16 protein-coding genes are annotated in these 16,310 nt (G+C 59.4%); 2 read left to right on the forward strand and 14 right to left on the reverse strand.

Features of this window, described 5'->3' with window-relative positions; translation table 11 throughout:
- The first annotated feature begins 130 nt into the window (after positions 1–130).
- Positions 131–454, forward strand: a complete 324-nt coding sequence (gene fdxA / locus BLS87_RS11995) for a ferredoxin FdxA (protein ID WP_074752705.1) — start codon at positions 131–133, stop codon at positions 452–454.
- A gap of 584 nt (positions 455–1,038) precedes the next feature.
- Here the strand turns inward: fdxA and rpoS are convergent.
- From rpoS to BLS87_RS12035, 8 genes are all read right to left on the reverse strand, one after another.
- Positions 1,039–2,043: an RNA polymerase sigma factor RpoS gene (gene rpoS, locus BLS87_RS12000; RefSeq protein ID WP_074752706.1), complete on the reverse strand. Its 1,005-nt coding sequence runs from the start codon at positions 2,041–2,043 to the stop codon at positions 1,039–1,041.
- A gap of 104 nt (positions 2,044–2,147) precedes the next feature.
- Positions 2,148–3,068 carry a peptidoglycan DD-metalloendopeptidase family protein gene (locus BLS87_RS12005; RefSeq protein ID WP_074752707.1) on the reverse strand — a complete coding sequence of 307 codons (921 nt, stop codon included), beginning with the start codon at positions 3,066–3,068 and terminating at the stop codon, positions 2,148–2,150.
- 191 nt (positions 3,069–3,259) lie between these two features.
- On the reverse strand, positions 3,260–3,895 hold the full coding sequence (locus tag BLS87_RS12010; RefSeq protein WP_208605160.1) for a protein-L-isoaspartate(D-aspartate) O-methyltransferase: 636 nt from the start codon (positions 3,893–3,895) through the stop codon (positions 3,260–3,262).
- A 41-nt stretch (positions 3,896–3,936) separates the two neighbouring features.
- A complete protein-coding gene (surE, locus tag BLS87_RS12015; protein ID WP_074752709.1) occupies positions 3,937–4,686 on the reverse strand; it encodes a 5'/3'-nucleotidase SurE in 750 nt (249 codons plus the stop codon).
- Positions 4,674–5,732 carry a tRNA pseudouridine(13) synthase TruD gene (gene truD, locus BLS87_RS12020; RefSeq protein WP_074752710.1) on the reverse strand — a complete coding sequence of 353 codons (1,059 nt, stop codon included), beginning with the start codon at positions 5,730–5,732 and terminating at the stop codon, positions 4,674–4,676. The genes surE and truD overlap by 13 nt, the downstream gene beginning before the upstream one ends.
- Positions 5,729–6,202, reverse strand: coding sequence for a 2-C-methyl-D-erythritol 2,4-cyclodiphosphate synthase (gene ispF, locus BLS87_RS12025; RefSeq protein ID WP_074752711.1), 474 nt, complete (start codon positions 6,200–6,202; stop codon positions 5,729–5,731). Before ispF ends, truD begins: the two co-directional genes overlap by 4 nt.
- A gap of 109 nt (positions 6,203–6,311) precedes the next feature.
- Complete coding sequence (gene fghA, locus BLS87_RS12030; protein WP_074752712.1) at positions 6,312–7,157, reverse strand: S-formylglutathione hydrolase; 846 nt, start codon at positions 7,155–7,157, stop codon at positions 6,312–6,314.
- A gap of 95 nt (positions 7,158–7,252) precedes the next feature.
- Positions 7,253–8,365 (reverse strand): S-(hydroxymethyl)glutathione dehydrogenase/class III alcohol dehydrogenase, encoded by a 1,113-nt coding sequence (locus tag BLS87_RS12035; RefSeq protein ID WP_074752713.1) that lies wholly within the window; start codon positions 8,363–8,365, stop codon positions 7,253–7,255.
- Positions 8,366–8,468: 103 nt separating this feature from the next.
- On the opposite strand from BLS87_RS12035, the gene BLS87_RS12040 reads away from it, so the two are divergent.
- Positions 8,469–9,362, forward strand: coding sequence for a LysR substrate-binding domain-containing protein (locus BLS87_RS12040; RefSeq protein ID WP_074752714.1), 894 nt, complete (start codon positions 8,469–8,471; stop codon positions 9,360–9,362).
- 205 nt (positions 9,363–9,567) lie between these two features.
- On the opposite strand, the gene ispD is transcribed toward BLS87_RS12040, so the two are convergent.
- The 6 genes from ispD to tilS form a co-directional block, all read right to left on the reverse strand.
- Complete coding sequence (ispD, locus tag BLS87_RS12045; protein WP_074752715.1) at positions 9,568–10,278, reverse strand: 2-C-methyl-D-erythritol 4-phosphate cytidylyltransferase; 711 nt, start codon at positions 10,276–10,278, stop codon at positions 9,568–9,570.
- 10 nt (positions 10,279–10,288) lie between these two features.
- A complete protein-coding gene (ftsB, locus tag BLS87_RS12050) occupies positions 10,289–10,567 on the reverse strand; it encodes a cell division protein FtsB (protein WP_074752716.1) in 279 nt (92 codons plus the stop codon).
- 157 nt (positions 10,568–10,724) lie between these two features.
- On the reverse strand, positions 10,725–12,011 hold the full coding sequence (gene eno / locus BLS87_RS12055; RefSeq protein ID WP_074752717.1) for a phosphopyruvate hydratase: 1,287 nt from the start codon (positions 12,009–12,011) through the stop codon (positions 10,725–10,727).
- A 169-nt stretch (positions 12,012–12,180) separates the two neighbouring features.
- Positions 12,181–13,026, reverse strand: a complete 846-nt coding sequence (gene kdsA / locus BLS87_RS12060; RefSeq protein WP_074752718.1) for a 3-deoxy-8-phosphooctulonate synthase — start codon at positions 13,024–13,026, stop codon at positions 12,181–12,183.
- A 16-nt stretch (positions 13,027–13,042) separates the two neighbouring features.
- Positions 13,043–14,674: a CTP synthase gene (locus BLS87_RS12065; protein ID WP_074752719.1), complete on the reverse strand. Its 1,632-nt coding sequence runs from the start codon at positions 14,672–14,674 to the stop codon at positions 13,043–13,045.
- Positions 14,675–14,942: 268 nt separating this feature from the next.
- Positions 14,943–16,280: a tRNA lysidine(34) synthetase TilS gene (gene tilS, locus BLS87_RS12070; protein WP_074752720.1), complete on the reverse strand. Its 1,338-nt coding sequence runs from the start codon at positions 16,278–16,280 to the stop codon at positions 14,943–14,945.
- Between the last annotated feature and the right edge of the window lie 30 nt (positions 16,281–16,310).

Raw genomic sequence — 16,310 nt, forward strand, 5'->3', positions numbered from 1 at the left:
CCAAAGCTTCGCGCTCACGCCTGTCGGCATGAGGCGAGCTGACTGCGTTCTGAATGGCCCGGGAACGTTCCCAACCGAGCAACCCTGCCGTGAAGGGCTCTGCTGCCGCCGCCTGAGGAGAGAATTAGAAATGACCTTCGTCGTCACCGACAACTGCATCAAGTGCAAGTACACCGACTGTGTAGAAGTCTGTCCGGTGGACTGCTTCTACGAAGGCCCGAACTTCCTGGTGATTCACCCGGATGAGTGCATCGACTGCGCACTGTGCGAGCCTGAATGCCCCGCCAACGCGATTTTCTCGGAAGACGAGGTTCCGTCCGGCATGGAGAACTTCATCGAGCTGAACGCCGAGCTGGCAGAAGTCTGGCCCAACATCACCGAGCGCAAAGAAGCGCTGCCGGATGCTGAAGAGTGGGACGGCAAGACTGGCAAGATCGCCGACCTGGAGCGTTAAGCTCAAGCCGGACTCTGCAAAAGGCCCCTCGGGGCCTTTTTGCATTGCCGGGATCGCAACGCCATCGCCCCACTTTTCAGCAGGCAAAAAAAAGGGGCGGTTTGACCCGCCCACATTTTTTCCGTAATCCCTTTAATCCTTTTTCATCATCCTGATGAATCGCATCCTGCGATGTCCTTTCGGCTGTCTTCCTTGACCGCCTGTGCCAATCCCTCGGCACAGTTCTGATCTTAGTGATTTGAGCGGCGAGAGCAACACCCCTGAGTTTTCAAAACACTACACGGCTGTTCGAATTAAAAATATTAACCCTTGTAAAATCAAAAACATGACTATATTCGCTCTGTCAACCGGGAGTTATGCCTCCGATATTTGGCGAAATAACTGACATCTCGTGTACGAAGCTTCTTACAACGAAAGTTATATCAGCCGACGAGCATCACTCATATAAAGCGTGACATATCGGAGGCGAAGTTCATCGTTTATTCATGGGGAGGACTCGAACCGGTCGCATAAAAAAACCCCGACACGTCGGGGTTTTTAGTTGATGCTAATGTGCTATCTAGCAGCGCAATCAGAGAGCACCGTTACTGGAACAATGACTCACTTGAAAGGCCGTTCTTCTCCAGGATCTCGCGCAGACGTTTGAGGCCTTCGACCTGAATCTGCCTCACTCGCTCGCGGGTCAGACCAATTTCGAGCCCTACATCTTCCAGCGTGCTGCTCTCGTGCCCGCGCAAGCCGAAGCGGCGTACCACCACCTCGCGTTGCTTGTCGGTAAGTTCCGAAAGCCACTGATCGATACTCTGCGACAGGTCGTCGTCCTGCAGCAGTTCGCACGGGTCAGTCGGGCGATCGTCCGTCAGCGTGTCGAGAAGGGTTTTGTCGGAATCAGGCCCCAAAGAAACATCCACCGAAGACACACGTTCGTTGAGACCGAGCATGCGCTTGACCTCACCGACCGGCTTCTCGAGCAGGTTGGCGATCTCTTCAGGGGAAGGCTCGTGATCGAGCTTTTGAGTCAACTCACGTGCGGCGCGCAGGTAGACGTTGAGCTCCTTGACCACATGAATGGGCAGGCGGATGGTCCGCGTCTGATTCATGATCGCGCGTTCAATGGTCTGACGAATCCACCATGTCGCGTAGGTAGAGAACCGGAAACCGCGCTCCGGATCGAATTTTTCGACCGCTCGAATGAGGCCAAGGTTGCCCTCTTCGATCAGGTCCAGCAATGACAGACCACGATTGACGTAGCGTCGGGCGATTTTCACCACCAGACGAAGATTGCTCTCAATCATGCGTTTGCGTCCGGCCGGATCACCGCTCTGCGACAGACGCGCAAAGTGGACCTCTTCTTCCGGGGACAATAAAGGAGAAAAACCGATTTCATTGAGATACAGCTGCGTGGCGTCCAGCGCCCGCGTGTAGTCGATGTACTTGTGCTGCTTGAGTGCTGTGGAGTTTTTGGTCTTCGCACGAACAGAAGGTGTAGCTGGCTTCTCATCCGCTGCAGAATCCAGGACGATCCCGTGCTCCATAAGGAGAACTTCGTCGTCTATGTCAAACTCCGGCACTTCTTTGTTGAGAGCCATTGTTATAGTCCTTTGGTGAGTTCGACCTCAAGCTCCAGTGACGCCTTCTTCCTTGGCAACACTTGAGCCTGTCCCCTCTACGGCAGGAACAGGCTGGTAACTGATCAACGACGTGGCAAAAATTCCAGCGGATCAACAGGCTTACCCTGACGGCGAATCTCAAAATGCAGTTTCACCCGGTCAGTCCCCGTGGAACCCATCTCGGCAATTGTCTGCCCTGCCTTGACCTGTTGCCCCTCCCGAACCAGCAGCCTACGGTTGTGACCGTAAGCACTGACGTAGGTATCGCTGTGTTTGATGATGACTAACTCGCCGTAGCCCCTTAAACCACTCCCGGCGTAGACCACTGAACCATCAGACGCGGCCAAAACAGGCTGTCCCAAATCTCCGGCGATATCAATTCCTTTATTCAAACTACCGTTTGAAGAAAATTTACTGATTAAAACACCGCTCGTTGGCCATCCCCAACCGCTGGCTGAACGCGCCCCTGTCACAACAGGCGTGTTGACCGGCGTTGTTATCGGGGTAGTGCCAGGGGTTGTCGCACTACCTGAAGTTGAGCCGACAGGCCGTGTAATAACGGTGGTTTTTAGCGAGCCGGAAGGCGAACTGGAATTGGTTGTCGTGCTACTGGTGGCGCCACCGCTCCCCGTTTGAGGAACAACGACAGGTGCAACCGCCACGACCGAGGATGTTGAATTTGAACGCCCGTCGAAGCGAATCGCCTGACCGACGTGGATCGTGTAGGGCTCCGGGATATTGTTACGGGCGGCGAGCGCCTTCCAGTCCCAACCGTAACGGAATGCGATCGAGAAAAGCGTGTCGCCACGCTTGACGACGTACTGGCCCGTGGTCACCGGTTGACGGGTCGGTGCTGCAGGCTTGCCATTGTTGCGATCAACAACGCGCACCCCGCCCGACGGCGCGCTGGAGCAGCCAACCAGAAGGACACTCAGGGCAATGCCAATCACCAGACGTGGAAAGCTTGTTGAAGACGTACGCTGCCGAATGACTGTGAGACTCACCCGCCACTCCCTTTACTGGTGACTGAATTAAAGCTGCCCATTGTGTCGCGGTGATGACGGACAGCCATGAAAAAAGTAGTTACAAATGTGTTCATGACGACACTCAGCGAGTGGGTAAGGCCCTCATCGCAAATCGCCAGCCTGTAGACAGGCTGCGCCTCACGGAATTCATTGCAGCTGCAAAACAGTGGTTACGCCAGCGGCCCATTGAGCAAAGGCACGAACCGCACCGCTCCAAGCACGTGACGCGAGAAGCCGTGTTCTTCACGGATGATCAGCATCAACTGCTGCACCTCACCCGCCCCCACCGGAATCACCAGACGCCCTCCCGGGGCCAACTGGTCCAGCAGCGCCTGCGGCACGTCAGTCGCGACCGCCGTGACAATGATGCCGTTGTAAGGTGCCAGCGCCGGCCAGCCCTCCCAGCCATCACCCCAGCGAAACACCATGTTGCGCAGGTTGAGCTCCACCAGGCGTTCCTTGGCTCGGTCCTGGAGCACCTTGATCCGCTCGACGGAAAACACCCGCTCCACCAGCTGCGCCAGCACAGCCGTCTGATAACCGGACCCGGTGCCGATCTCCAGCACTTTGTCCAGCGGCCCGGCCGCCAGCAACAACTCGCTCATGCGAGCGACCATGTAAGGCTGGGAAATGGTCTGGTTGTTGCCAATCGGCAACGCGGTGTCTTCGTACGCACGATGGGCCAGTGCCTCGTCGACGAACAGGTGCCGAGGCGTCTTGCGGATGACGTCCAGCACGTGCGTGTTGCTGATGCCTTCCTCGTACAACCGCTGAATCAGCCGCTCACGCGTGCGCTGGGAAGTCATTCCCACGCCACGACGTAACAGATCATCTTGCTCACGCGACATCAGGCCATTCCCTCCAGCCATGCGTTCAGGCTGTTGAAACCGTCCTGATAGGTCCGATCCAGCTGTAACGGCGTAATCGACACGTACCCCTGCATCACGGCGTGAAAATCCGTGCCCGGACCACCGTCTTCGGCATCGCCGGCCGCCGCAATCCAGTAGCCGGCCTTGCCACGGGGATCGACCACCCGAACAGGCGCAGCAGCGCGTGTCCTATGCCCCAGGCGGGTCAGCTGGATGCCGCGGACGTGTTCCAGCGGCAAATTCGGAATGTTCACATTCAATACGGTACGCGGTGGAAGATCGAGTCGCTCGTGGGCCTCGACCAGGAGCCGGGCGAAATGCGCGGCCGTTGCCAGGTTATCGACCTGACGGGACAGAAATGAAAAAGCGAACGACGGGCGTTGCAGGAACCGCCCTTCCAGCGCTGCAGCGACGGTGCCGGAATACAGCACGTCATCACCCAGGTTGGCGCCCAGATTGATACCGGAGACCACCATGTCGGGTTCCTGCTCCAGCAGGCCGTTCAGCCCCAAATGGACGCAATCGGTGGGCGTGCCGTTCAGGCTGATAAAGCCGTTGTCGAGCAGATGGGGGTGCAATGGCCGGTCTAGCGTCAAGGAACTGCTGGCGCCGCTCTTGTCTTGATCGGGCGCGATGACTGCGCACTCGGCATAGCCCGCCAGCGCTCCATAGAGCGCAGCCAGGCCGGGTGCCGAGACCCCATCATCATTTGAAATCAGAATACGCATGAGCTGTCCGTCTGTCCCGCAGGCGCCAGATCGACGAGTTCGCGCACCAATGCGGTGGCGAAGCATCCGGCCGGCAGGACGAATTCCAGTTGCAGAATGTCAGGCTCGGGATAATGCCACGTCAACCGCCCGATGGGCAGTCGCAGGATGCGACGTTCGTGTTCCATTCCCGCTTTTATCAACCAGTTACAGAGCGACGACTCGTTTTGAGCGACCTTGTTTTCGAGCGCTGCCGTGGCACCGCCCGCAGGCGAATCGCCCTCGCCCCACTGCGGCCCGGTCGGGTGCAGATCGAGAATCGCCAGACGCGGATCACTGCACTCGGCCTCGCCCGCCGGGAAAAAGCTGCGGCTGTCGGTGAATGCCAGCAAATCGCCTACTTGCGCCGTGTCCCAACTGCCGTTGGCAACCCGCTCGGCCAATACACGATTGAACAGATAGCTGCGCGCCGTAGAAAGCAGGCGCGAACGCACATTGCGCTGTTCCGGCAGAGCCTGACGCTCGGCGTAATGCCGCGCCTCGCCGACGTTCCCACCCTCATGACCGAAACGCTGGGCGCCGAAATAATTGGGAATCCCGCCGAGCTTGATCGCTTCAAGGCGCGCATCCAGTTCAGCCTTCTCAGCCTGCAACTGCGTCAGACGCAACGTAAAGCCATTGGCAGCATGCGCGCCGCGCTGCAACTTGCGTTTGTGCCGCTTGCTGTCGAGAATCCTGAGGGTGTCGTTCTCGGCTGCCGACATCTGCGGATCAGCCTTGCCCGGCAATTGAATGCTGAACCACTGCCGGGTAAGCGCCTGACGGTCCTTCAAACCGGCGTAACTGACCGTGCGCAGGGGAACGCCGGCCGCCTTGGCCAGCCGGCGCGCCGCTTCTTCTGTGTTCAAACCGCGTTTTTCAACCCACAGCCACAGGTGCTCGCCGTCGCCAGATAGCGGAATGTCCAGCACCTCATCCACCTGGAAGTCCTCGGCCGTCGCTTTGAGCACTGCGGTGCCCAACGCATCGCCATAGGCTCGGGGGCCCAGAAGTTCGAATTCGGTCATGCGGCGATCAACAGCGCAACGGCATGAACCGCGATGCCTTCTTCACGACCGGTAAACCCCAGCTTCTCGGTGGTGGTGGCTTTGACGTTGACCTGATCGAGGTCGACTTGCAGGTCTTGGGCAATCAATGCGCGCATGGTGTCGATGTGGGGTGCCATTTTAGGGGCCTGGGCAACGATGGTGGCGTCGACGTTACCGACCTTCCAGCCTTTGGCCTGCACCTGTTTCAGAACATGACGCAGAAGGACGCGACTGTCCGCGCCCTTGAATTGCGGGTCGGTGTCGGGAAAATGTTTGCCGATGTCACCGAGCGCTGCAGCGCCCAGCAAGGCGTCGCTCAACGCGTGCAGCAGGACATCGCCATCAGAATGGGCGAGCAGCCCAAACGTGTGCGCGATACGCACCCCACCCAAGGTAATGAAGTCGCCCTCAGCGAAACGGTGCACATCGTAGCCGTGGCCAATACGCATAAAAAAACGCCCTGAAAAAGTCAGGGCGTGATTCTACCTACTTTGTCGGACATTAGGGCCTGATGGCACTCAATTGCACGTTACCGGGTTGCGATTGAGTGCCCTGGCATCAGCCCGCCAAGGCCGCTGCGTGATGGCGCAGATGGTCTTCGATGAAGCTTGCGATGAAGTAATAGCTGTGGTCATAGCCAGGCTGCATGCGCAACTCCAGCGGATGACCCGCGGCTTTCGCCGCTTGAACCAGCGATTCGGGCTTGAGTTGATGGGCGAGGAAATCGTCACGATCCCCCTGATCCACCAGCAACGGCAGACGCTCCCGCGCTTCAGCGATCAGCACACTGGCGTCCCATTCGCGCCAGCGTGAGCGGTCTTCGCCCAGATAGCGCGAGAAGGCTTTCTGGCCCCACGGGCAATCCATCGGGTTGCTGATCGGCGAGAACGCAGACACCGACTGGTAGCGCCCCGGATTGCGCAACGCACAGACCAGCGCGCCGTGCCCACCCATCGAATGGCCGCTGATGCTGCGCTTGTCCGAGGCCGGGAAATGCGCTTCGATCAACGCCGGAAGCTCACTGACCACGTAATCGTACATGCGGTAGTGGCGAGCCCACGGCTGCTGCGTGGCGTTGAGGTAGAAGCCTGCGCCCAGACCGAAGTCGTAGGCGTTGTCGGGATCGCCCGGCACATCGGCGCCACGCGGGCTGGTGTCCGGCGCAACGATGATCAGCCCGAGTTCGGCCGCCATGCGTTGAGCACCCGCCTTCTGCATGAAGTTTTCGTCGGTGCAGGTCAGGCCCGAGAGCCAGTAAACCACCGGCAGCTTGACGCCCTGTTCTGCCTGAGGCGGCAGATAGACTGCAAACACCATGTCGCAGCCCAGCACATCGGAGTGATGTTTATAGCGTTTATGCCAGCCGCCGAAGCTTTTCTGGCACGAAAGATTTTCAAGGTTCAACGTCGTGAACTCCCCGCCTTAAGCTGCAAGCCTCAACCGGCAAAAGCGCGCGGCGCTCTTGCTTGCACGTTACGGCTTGCAGCCTGGGCCTGCTGTTAGAAGTGAATGACCGAACGGATGCTCTTGCCTTCATGCATCAGGTCGAACGCTTCGTTGATCTTGTCCAGGCCCATGGTGTGGGTGATGAAGGTGTCCAGCGGGATTTCGCCCGTCTGAGACTTCTCGACGTAGCTTGGCAGCTCGGTACGGCCTTTGACGCCGCCGAACGCAGACCCGCGCCAGACGCGACCGGTCACCAGTTGGAAGGGACGCGTGGCAATTTCCTGACCCGACGGTGCGACGCCGATGATGACCGACTCGCCCCAGCCCTTGTGGCAGCATTCCAACGCTGCGCGCATCAGCTGCACGTTGCCGATGCATTCGAAGCTGTAATCGACGCCGCCATCGGTCAATTCGACGATGACGTCCTGAATAGGCTTGGTGTGCTCTTTCGGGTTGATGAAATCGGTCGCGCCCAATTCACGGGCAACATCGAATTTCGCGGGGTTGATGTCGATCGCAATGATCCGCGAGGCCTTGGCCATTTTCGCACCGATGATCGCCGCCAGACCGATGCCGCCCAGGCCGAAGATTGCGACCGTAGCGCCCTCTTCCACCTTGGCGGTGTTCAACACCGCACCGATGCCAGTGGTCACACCGCACCCCAACAGGCAGACCTTCTCCAGCGGCGCTTCTTTAGGAATCTTGGCCAGGGAAATTTCCGGGACCACGGTGTACTCGGAGAACGTCGAGCAGCCCATGTAGTGATAGACCGGCTCACCGTTGTAGCTGAAGCGGGTGGTGCCGTCCGGCATCAGGCCTTTGCCCTGAGTGGCGCGGACTTTCTGGCAGAGGTTGGTCTTGCCGGATTTGCAGAATTTGCACTCGCGGCATTCGGCGGTGTACAGCGGGATCACGTGGTCGCCGACGGCCAGCGAAGTCACGCCTTCGCCGATGGCTTCGACGATACCGCCGCCTTCATGGCCCAGAATGCACGGGAATACACCTTCGGAGTCAGCACCGGACAGGGTGTAGGCATCGGTATGGCAGACACCTGACGCCACGGTGCGGATGAGCACTTCACCCGCTTTCGGCGCCTCAACGTCCACTTCGACGATCTGCAGCGGTTGGTTGGGCGCGAAGGCGACGGCGGCACGTGACTTGATCATCATGATCTCCAGCGAAGTAAAAACGAACCCGGAGTGTAAAGCAGTGCCGTTTGATTAATAATCCATGCAAAAGCAAAACATTAATGCTGTACAGGGATAATCGATGTACGCCAATCGTTGGGAAGGTCTGGACGAGTTCGTCGCCGTGGCAGAGTGCGGTCAGTTCACGGCCGCCGCCGAGCGGCTGGGTGTCTCTTCGTCCCACATCAGCCGACAGATCGCGCGCCTGGAAGAACGTTTGCAGACACGCCTGCTGTACCGAAGTACGCGCAAGGTCGCACTGACCGAAGCGGGTCAGACGTTCTTGCATCATTGCCAGCGTTTACAGGATGGGCGTGAAGAAGCGTTACGGGCAGTGGGCGATCTGACCAGCGAGCCCAAGGGCCTGCTGCGCATGACCTGCGCGGTCGCTTACGGGGAACGATTCATTGCGCCATTGGTGACGCGCTTCATGGATGAATACCCGCAGCTGCGAGTCGACATCGAATTGACCAACAACACCTTGGACCTGGTGCATGAAGGCATGGACCTGGCGATCCGCCTTGGTCGCTTGCAGGAATCCAGACTGGTCGCCACGCGCCTTGCCCCCCGCCGCATGTACCTGTGCGCATCGCCTTCTTACCTGGAACGGTACGGCCGGCCGCACAGCGTGTCGGAGTTGAGCCGCCATAACTGCTTGATAGGCAGTTCCGACAGTTGGTTGCTGCAACAGAACGGCAAGGAGTTTTCCCAGCGTGTCCACGGGAACTGGCGCTGTAACAGTGGACAGGCGGTGCTGGATGCGGCGCTGCTCGGTGTGGGGTTGTGTCAGTTGCCGGATTACTACGTGCTTGAGCACCTTAAAAGCGGCGCGCTGGTGTCGCTGCTCGATGCCCATCAGCCGCCGAATACGGCGGTGTGGGCGCTGTACCCGCAACAAAGGCACTTATCGCCCAAGGTCCGGAAGCTGGTGGATTATCTGAAAGCGGGGTTGGCGATGCGCGAGGAATACCGATGAAGCGCTACGCGCCCCCTGTAGGAGCGTGGCTTGCCCCGCGATCGCGCCGGGGTCGCGCCCGACCGAAGTCGTCGTAAACCCTGTACGCGCGGTGTATCTGGTACGGCCAATGCGCCTGGTTTCACGACTGCTTCGCAGCCGATCGCGGGACAAGCCGCGCTCCTACAGGAGTCTGCGCGTACAACCCGTAGCAACACAGGTCTGATCAGCGATTGAACTCGCCGCGCCGCTGGCGCAGCCACTCAAGGTCTTCCGGCCGTGTGACCTTGATGTTATCGGCCCGCCCCTCGATGAGGCGCGGCGACTGGCCGGCCCATTCGATTGCCGACGCTTCGTCGGTGATCGAGACATTCGACACCAGACTGTCCGCCAGCGCCCGGTGCAACGCGCCAAGACGGAACATCTGCGGCGTGTAGGCTTGCCAGATCAGACTGCGATCCACGGTTTCCGTGACCCGGCCGTTGGCGTCCGCGCGTTTCAGGGTGTCTTTGGCAGGCACTGCCAGCAAGCCGCCAACCGGGTCGTCCTTCAGCTCGCTGAGCAGGTTGTCCAGGTCCGAGCGCGCAAGATTCGGCCGCGCGGCATCGTGCACCAGCACCCAGTCATTGTCGTCCGCGCCATTGGCGTGTAAATGAAGCAACGCGTTGAGGACCGAATCCGCACGCTCCTTGCCACCCGCGACCTGCTGGATTCGTGAATCCAGGGCACAGGGCAAGGTCGGCCAGTAAGGATCGTCCACAGCCAGACTGATCACCAGCCCCTTGAGTCGGGGGTGATCGAGAAAACAAAGCAGGCTGTGTTCAAGAATGGTGAGGCCGCCCAGTAGCAAGTATTGCTTGGGACGGTCTGCCGCCATACGGGCACCGACACCCGCTGCGGGAATCACTGCCCAGAAGGCAGGAAGGGATTGAGTCATTACACCAACGTCACTGTGCCAACTGATAAAGGGTCTCGCCGTCCTTGACCATGCCCAGTTCATGACGGGCACGCTCTTCAACGGTTTCCAGACCTTTCTTCAGCTCCAGCACCTCTGCGTCCAGAACCCGGTTACGCTCGAGCAAAGCGTCGTTCTCGGCATGTTGATCGGCGATTTGCTGGGTCAGACTGGCCACCTGCGCAAGGCTGCCATTGCCCACCCATAGGCGGTATTGCAAGCCGGCGAGCAGCAAGAGCAGAACGAGGAACAACCAGTTAGGACTGCGCATTGTGAATATCTGTTACCCGGTGGAGAAAGACAGCAAAACCGACCATTTCAAATGACCAAGAGCCCGGTGGTCACCGGGCTCATGGATCAGGGCGTCAGGATAAATCGCATTCAGCGAAATGCCCTACAGCGCCTGCTGCCTTTTTACCATCTTGCAATCAGCCGCGAAACTCACCGCGACCACGGTAAACCGCTTTGGCACCCAATTGCTCTTCGATACGCAGCAGTTGGTTGTACTTGGCGATACGGTCGGAACGGCTCAGAGAACCGGTCTTGATCTGACCGGCGGCCGTGCCCACTGCCAGATCAGCAATGGTCGAATCCTCGGTTTCACCGGAACGGTGGGAGATCACTGCGGTGTAACCGGCGGCCTTGGCCATCTGGATGGCTTCCAGGGTTTCGGTCAGGGTGCCGATCTGGTTGAACTTGATCAGGATCGAGTTACCGATTTTCTTGTCGATGCCTTCTTTCAGGATCTTGGTGTTGGTCACGAACAGGTCGTCGCCCACCAGCTGAATCTTGTCACCGATCTTGTCAGTCAGGACTTTCCAGCCGTCCCAGTCAGACTCGTCAAGGCCGTCTTCGATGGAGATGATCGGGTGTTTGCTGACCAGATCAGCCAGGTAATCGGCGAAACCGGCAGAGTCATACTCGCCTTCTTCGCTCAGGGTGTACTTGCCATTCTTGTAGAACTCGCTGGCTGCGCAGTCCAGCGCCAGGGTCACGTCGGTGCCCAGCTTGTAACCGGCCTTGGCCACCGCTTCGGCGATCGCGTCGAGTGCATCGGCGTTGGAGTTCAGGTTCGGTGCAAAACCGCCTTCGTCACCTACGGCGGTGTTCAGGCCACGGGCCTTCAGAACAGCTTTCAGGTGATGGAAAATCTCGGTGCCCCAGCGCAGGCCTTCGGAGAAGGTCTTGGCGCCTACTGGCTGAATCATGAACTCCTGGATGTCGATGTTGTTATCGGCGTGCTCGCCACCGTTGATGATGTTCATCATCGGGACCGGCATCGAGTAAACACCTGGTGTGCCGTTCAGGTTGGCAATGTGCGCATACAACGGCAGGTCTTGATCCTGTGCCGCAGCCTTGGCAGCCGCCAGGGACACCGCCAGGATTGCGTTCGCACCCAGGCTGGCTTTGTTTTCGGTGCCGTCCAGCTTGATCATCGCGTGATCCAGCGCTTTCTGATCAACCGGGTCCTTGCCCAGCAGCAGATCGCGGATCGGGCCATTGATGTTGGCCACTGCCTTCAGAACGCCCTTGCCCATGTAACGGCTCTTGTCGCCATCACGCAGCTCAAGCGCTTCACGCGAGCCGGTGGAAGCACCGGACGGCGCGCACGCACTGCCGATGATGCCGTTGTCGAGGAGCACATCTGCTTCCACGGTGGGATTGCCACGGGAGTCGAGAACTTCACGACCTTTGATGTCGACGATTTTTGCCATTGTTGTTAACACTCCAAGATTGACGAAAACGACGCAGCTGGGAAAAACGACTGGCATCTCGAGGCACTAGACAGCGGGCAGGCCCGAGACGACAAAAATTCCCGACCCATTGGTCGGGAAAGAAACGAGCGGCACTGTACCGGAGGCTTCAGTGCCGGAGAAGCGGGTTTTAAGCCGTTTCGATGGTCGGGAAGTTCTTGACCAGATCGTCAAGCGCCTTGAGCTGGGTCAGGAACGGCTCCAGCTTGTTCAAGCGCAGCGCGCAAGGACCGTCGCATTTGGCGTTATCCGGATCAGGATGCGCCTCAAGGAACAGGCCCGCCAGCCCCTGGCTGATGCCGGCCTTGGCCAGATCGGTGACCTGGGCACGGCGACCGCCAGCAGAGTCCGAACGACCGCCAGGCATCTGCAGCGCATGGGTCACGTCGAAGAACACCGGGTACTCGAACGCTTTCATGATGCCGAAACCGAGCATGTCCACCACAAGGTTGTTGTAGCCGAAGCTCGAACCACGCTCACAGAGGATCAACTGGTCGTTACCGGCTTCTTCGCACTTGTTCAGGATGTGTTTCATTTCCTGTGGCGCGAGGAACTGGGCTTTCTTGATGTTGATCACGGCACCGGTTTTCGCCATCGCAACCACCAGATCGGTCTGACGCGACAGGAAAGCCGGCAACTGGATGATGTCGCAGACTTCGGCAACGGCGGCCGCCTGATGCGGCTCATGCACGTCAGTGATCACGGGCACGTTGAAGGTGCGCTTGATCTCTTCGAAGATGCGCATGCCCGCTTCCAGGCCCGGGCCGCGATAGGAGGTCACGGAAGAACGGTTGGCTTTGTCGAAGCTGGCCTTGAACACGTAAGGGATGCCGAGCTTCTCGGTCACTCGTACGTATTCTTCGCAGACCTGCATGGCCATGTCCCGCGATTCCAGGACATTCATGCCACCGAACAAGACCATCGGCTTGTCGTTGGCAATGTCGATGGAGCCGACGCGGATGATTTTCTGTGCCATGTAATGGAATTCCCTATCAGTTGTTCTTCTGGTGTTGAGCGAGCGCAGCCTTCACGAAGCCGCTGAACAGCGGGTGGCCGTCGCGCGGAGTCGAGGTGAACTCAGGGTGGAACTGGCAGGCCACGAACCACGGATGGTCCTTGGACTCGACCACTTCAACCAACGCGCCGTCACCGGAGCGACCCGACACCTTCAGACCGGCCTCGATCAGTTGCGGCAGCAGCTTGTTGTTCACTTCATAGCGATGACGGTGACGCTCGACGATCACATCGTTGGCGTAGCAGTCGTGCACCAGAGAACCTGGTTCCAGCTGGCACTCCTGAGCACCCAGACGCATGGTGCCGCCCAGATCGGACGTCTCAGTACGGGTTTCAACCGCGCCGGTGGCGTCTTCCCACTCGGTGATCAGACCGACTACAGGGTGCGGGCTGGTGCGGTCAAATTCGGTGGAGTTGGCGTCTTTCCAGCCCAGCACGTTACGTGCGAACTCGATGACTGCCACCTGCATGCCCAGGCAGATGCCCAGGTAAGGCACCTTGTTTTCGCGGGCGAACTGGACGGCCGTGATCTTGCCTTCCACGCCACGCAGACCGAAGCCGCCAGGCACCAGAATCGCGTCCACGCCTTCCAGCAGGCCGGTGCCCTGATTCTCGATGTCTTCGGAGTCGATGTAACGCAGGTTGACCTTGGTGCGGTTGGTGATACCGGCGTGACTCATCGCTTCGATCAGCGACTTGTAAGCGTCCAGCAGCTCCATGTATTTACCGACCATGGCGATGGTGACTTCGTGCTCAGGGTTGAGCTTGGCGTCCACGACCTTTTCCCACTCGGACAGGTCGGCGCCTGCACATTGCAGACCGAAGCGCTCGACAACGAAATCGTCCAGACCCTGCGAGTGCAGGATGCCCGGGATTTTGTAGATGGTGTCCGCGTCTTCCAGCGCAATCACCGCGCGCTCTTCAACGTTGGTGAACTGAGCGATCTTGCGGCGCGACGACACGTCGATGGCGTGATCGGAGCGGCAGATCAGCACGTCAGGCTGCAGGCCGATGGAGCGCAATTCCTTGACCGAGTGCTGAGTCGGCTTGGTCTTGGTTTCGCCCGCGGTTGCAATGTACGGCACCAGCGTGAGGTGCATCAGCATGGCGCGCTTGGCACCCACTTCGAAACGCAGCTGGCGGATGGCTTCCAGGAACGGTTGCGACTCGATGTCACCCACGGTGCCGCCGATTTCCACCAGGGCCACGTCGGCATCGCCGGCACCCTTGATGATGCGACGCTTGATTTCGTCGGTGATGTGCGGAATCACCTGAATGGTGGCGCCCAGATAATCACCACGGCGCTCTTTGCGCAGGACGTGTTCGTACACACGGCCGGTGGTGAAGTTGTTGTTCTGGGTCATGGTGGTGCGAATGAAACGCTCGTAGTGCCCCAGGTCCAGGTCGGTCTCGGCGCCGTCGTGCGTGACGAACACCTCGCCGTGCTGGAACGGACTCATGGTGCCGGGGTCGACGTTGATGTAGGGGTCCAGCTTGAGCATGGTGACCTTAAGTCCCCTCGCCTCCAGGATGGCCGCCAATGAAGCCGAGGCAATGCCTTTCCCCAATGAAGAAACAACACCGCCCGTGACGAAGATGTAGCGCGTCATGAAAAACCCTAGAAGTCTGCGTTAAAGCGGTCAGAGCCGCCGGGGAAAGCGAAGGAAGGCCGAAGCCCCCGATGACCTGCAAATCTCACGATGCAGTTCTGAAATTGCCGCGCTGAAAACGACTGGTCGAAATCGGACCTGTCCATTGCTCGCCACATTTTGAGAATCGCCCAGTAAAGACTGGCTGGTAATCGGCAACTTGCGTCGTTCCGAAAGGATCGACAGAAGCTGTATCAAGAAGGGAGCGTAGTCTACCGGAAACGGGCTCTCATCTCAAACTGTGGTCATTCGTCGGTGGCTGCCAATGCAATCGCCAGTCACCACGGGGGTCGGCGTCCAGTCCCGGCAGGTTGGCAACGGCCAGCAACTGCTCGCCGCGATACAACAGCGGCAATCGGCCGCGCAGAAAGACCGGTACGCCCTTTTCGTTGAGCAACCGTTTGAGATCCCTGCGTCCCCGGTCGGGCACATCGAGGACTTCCCCCCCTTGCCGGTAGTGGACATGCAAGCCGCCTCGAGGGATTTCACCGAGAATTTCCAGCATGCCGTTTCCAGGCAGATGCAAAGGCTGCGACGCCATGGACCAATGCTGCGAACCGGCAACGTCCTTGAGCCAGATGCCCGACAACCACCAGATGCGCCCTTCGGCGCGGTGCAATTGCCCATCCGCCAGGCGCCAGATCGGACGGCCATCCGGCCCGGCATCGCGCAACGAATTCCAGCCGGCCCAGTGGTCGCTGTCCGGCAAGCGCGTCAGCGGCCCGAGCCAGTGACGCAGCGCATTGCGCTGCCGTGCGTCGGACAGGGCCTCCAGCGGCGCCAGCTCCAGTGAAGGCACGTTCAGCCAAGGCCACGGGCAGGGTATTTCCGCTTGCGCCAGGTCCTGCAACGCCAGCTCATCGAGCAGACCTTGCGCTTCAGCCAGATGCGCGGCGCTGCGATTGAAGCTTGCGATCGCTTGCGGCCAGCGCGCCGTGAGCATCGGCAGTACATGGTTGCGCAGGTAGTTGCGAGAAAACCGGGTGTCTTTGTTGCTGGGGTCTTCGATCCAGCTCAGCCCTTGCTCCTTGGCATAGGCTTCAAGCAGCGCACGCGGTTCATCCAGCAGCGGCCGAAACAGATGCCCCCTGCCCAATACCCGTTGGGCGGGCATGGCAGCCAGCCCCTTGACGCCCGCGCCTCGCAGCAGCCGAAACATGAGGGTTTCGGCTTGATCATCACGGTGTTGCGCAGCCAACAGCACCTCACCCGGGAGAAGCACCTCATCGAACGCCGCATAACGGGCGTCGCGCGCAGCCTGCTCAAGGCTCGCGCCCGGACGCACCTGCACCTCGATGACCTGAAACGGCACCCCCAGAATCTGACACATCTGGCGGCAATGCCCTGGCCACGACGCGGCAACGGCTTGCAAACCATGGTGAACATGGACGGCGCTCAGAGGAGGAAGACGATGGTGCTGCGCCAGATCGGCCAGCAGGTGCAACAGAACGGTGGAATCAAGCCCACCCGAGAAGGCAATGCGCCAACCGGCTGCGTCACGCCAGGTGGAAAGGCGTGACAACAGCCGTTTGGATAACTCTTTCCTGATGGTGTCCGGCCTGGTCATGCTGGTTTAACCCTGCGTTACGCTGGCCGG

The organism is Pseudomonas abietaniphila (assembly GCF_900100795.1).
GTDB classification, from domain to species: domain Bacteria; phylum Pseudomonadota; class Gammaproteobacteria; order Pseudomonadales; family Pseudomonadaceae; genus Aquipseudomonas; species Aquipseudomonas abietaniphila.

Excerpts from the sequence above, each read along its gene's own strand:
- fdxA (WP_074752705.1), top strand. The coding sequence starts at position 131 with ATGACCTTCGTCGTCACCGACAACTGCATCAAGTGCAAGTACACCGAC.
- rpoS (WP_074752706.1), bottom strand. The coding sequence starts at position 2,043 with ATGGCTCTCAACAAAGAAGTGCCGGAGTTTGACATAGACGACGAAGTT.
- BLS87_RS12010 (WP_208605160.1), bottom strand. The coding sequence starts at position 3,895 with ATGACTTCCCAGCGCACGCGTGAGCGGCTGATTCAGCGGTTGTACGAG.
- surE (WP_074752709.1), bottom strand. The coding sequence starts at position 4,686 with ATGCGTATTCTGATTTCAAATGATGATGGGGTCTCGGCACCCGGCCTG.
- truD (WP_074752710.1), bottom strand. The coding sequence starts at position 5,732 with ATGACCGAATTCGAACTTCTGGGCCCCCGAGCCTATGGCGATGCGTTG.
- ispF (WP_074752711.1), bottom strand. The coding sequence starts at position 6,202 with ATGCGTATTGGCCACGGCTACGATGTGCACCGTTTCGCTGAGGGCGAC.
- BLS87_RS12035 (WP_074752713.1), bottom strand. The coding sequence starts at position 8,365 with ATGATCAAGTCACGTGCCGCCGTCGCCTTCGCGCCCAACCAACCGCTG.
- BLS87_RS12040 (WP_074752714.1), top strand. The coding sequence starts at position 8,469 with ATGTACGCCAATCGTTGGGAAGGTCTGGACGAGTTCGTCGCCGTGGCA.
- ispD (WP_074752715.1), bottom strand. The coding sequence starts at position 10,278 with ATGACTCAATCCCTTCCTGCCTTCTGGGCAGTGATTCCCGCAGCGGGT.
- ftsB (WP_074752716.1), bottom strand. The coding sequence starts at position 10,567 with ATGCGCAGTCCTAACTGGTTGTTCCTCGTTCTGCTCTTGCTGCTCGCC.
- eno (WP_074752717.1), bottom strand. The coding sequence starts at position 12,011 with ATGGCAAAAATCGTCGACATCAAAGGTCGTGAAGTTCTCGACTCCCGT.
- kdsA (WP_074752718.1), bottom strand. The coding sequence starts at position 13,026 with ATGGCACAGAAAATCATCCGCGTCGGCTCCATCGACATTGCCAACGAC.
- BLS87_RS12065 (WP_074752719.1), bottom strand. The coding sequence starts at position 14,674 with ATGACGCGCTACATCTTCGTCACGGGCGGTGTTGTTTCTTCATTGGGG.
- tilS (WP_074752720.1), bottom strand. The coding sequence starts at position 16,280 with ATGACCAGGCCGGACACCATCAGGAAAGAGTTATCCAAACGGCTGTTG.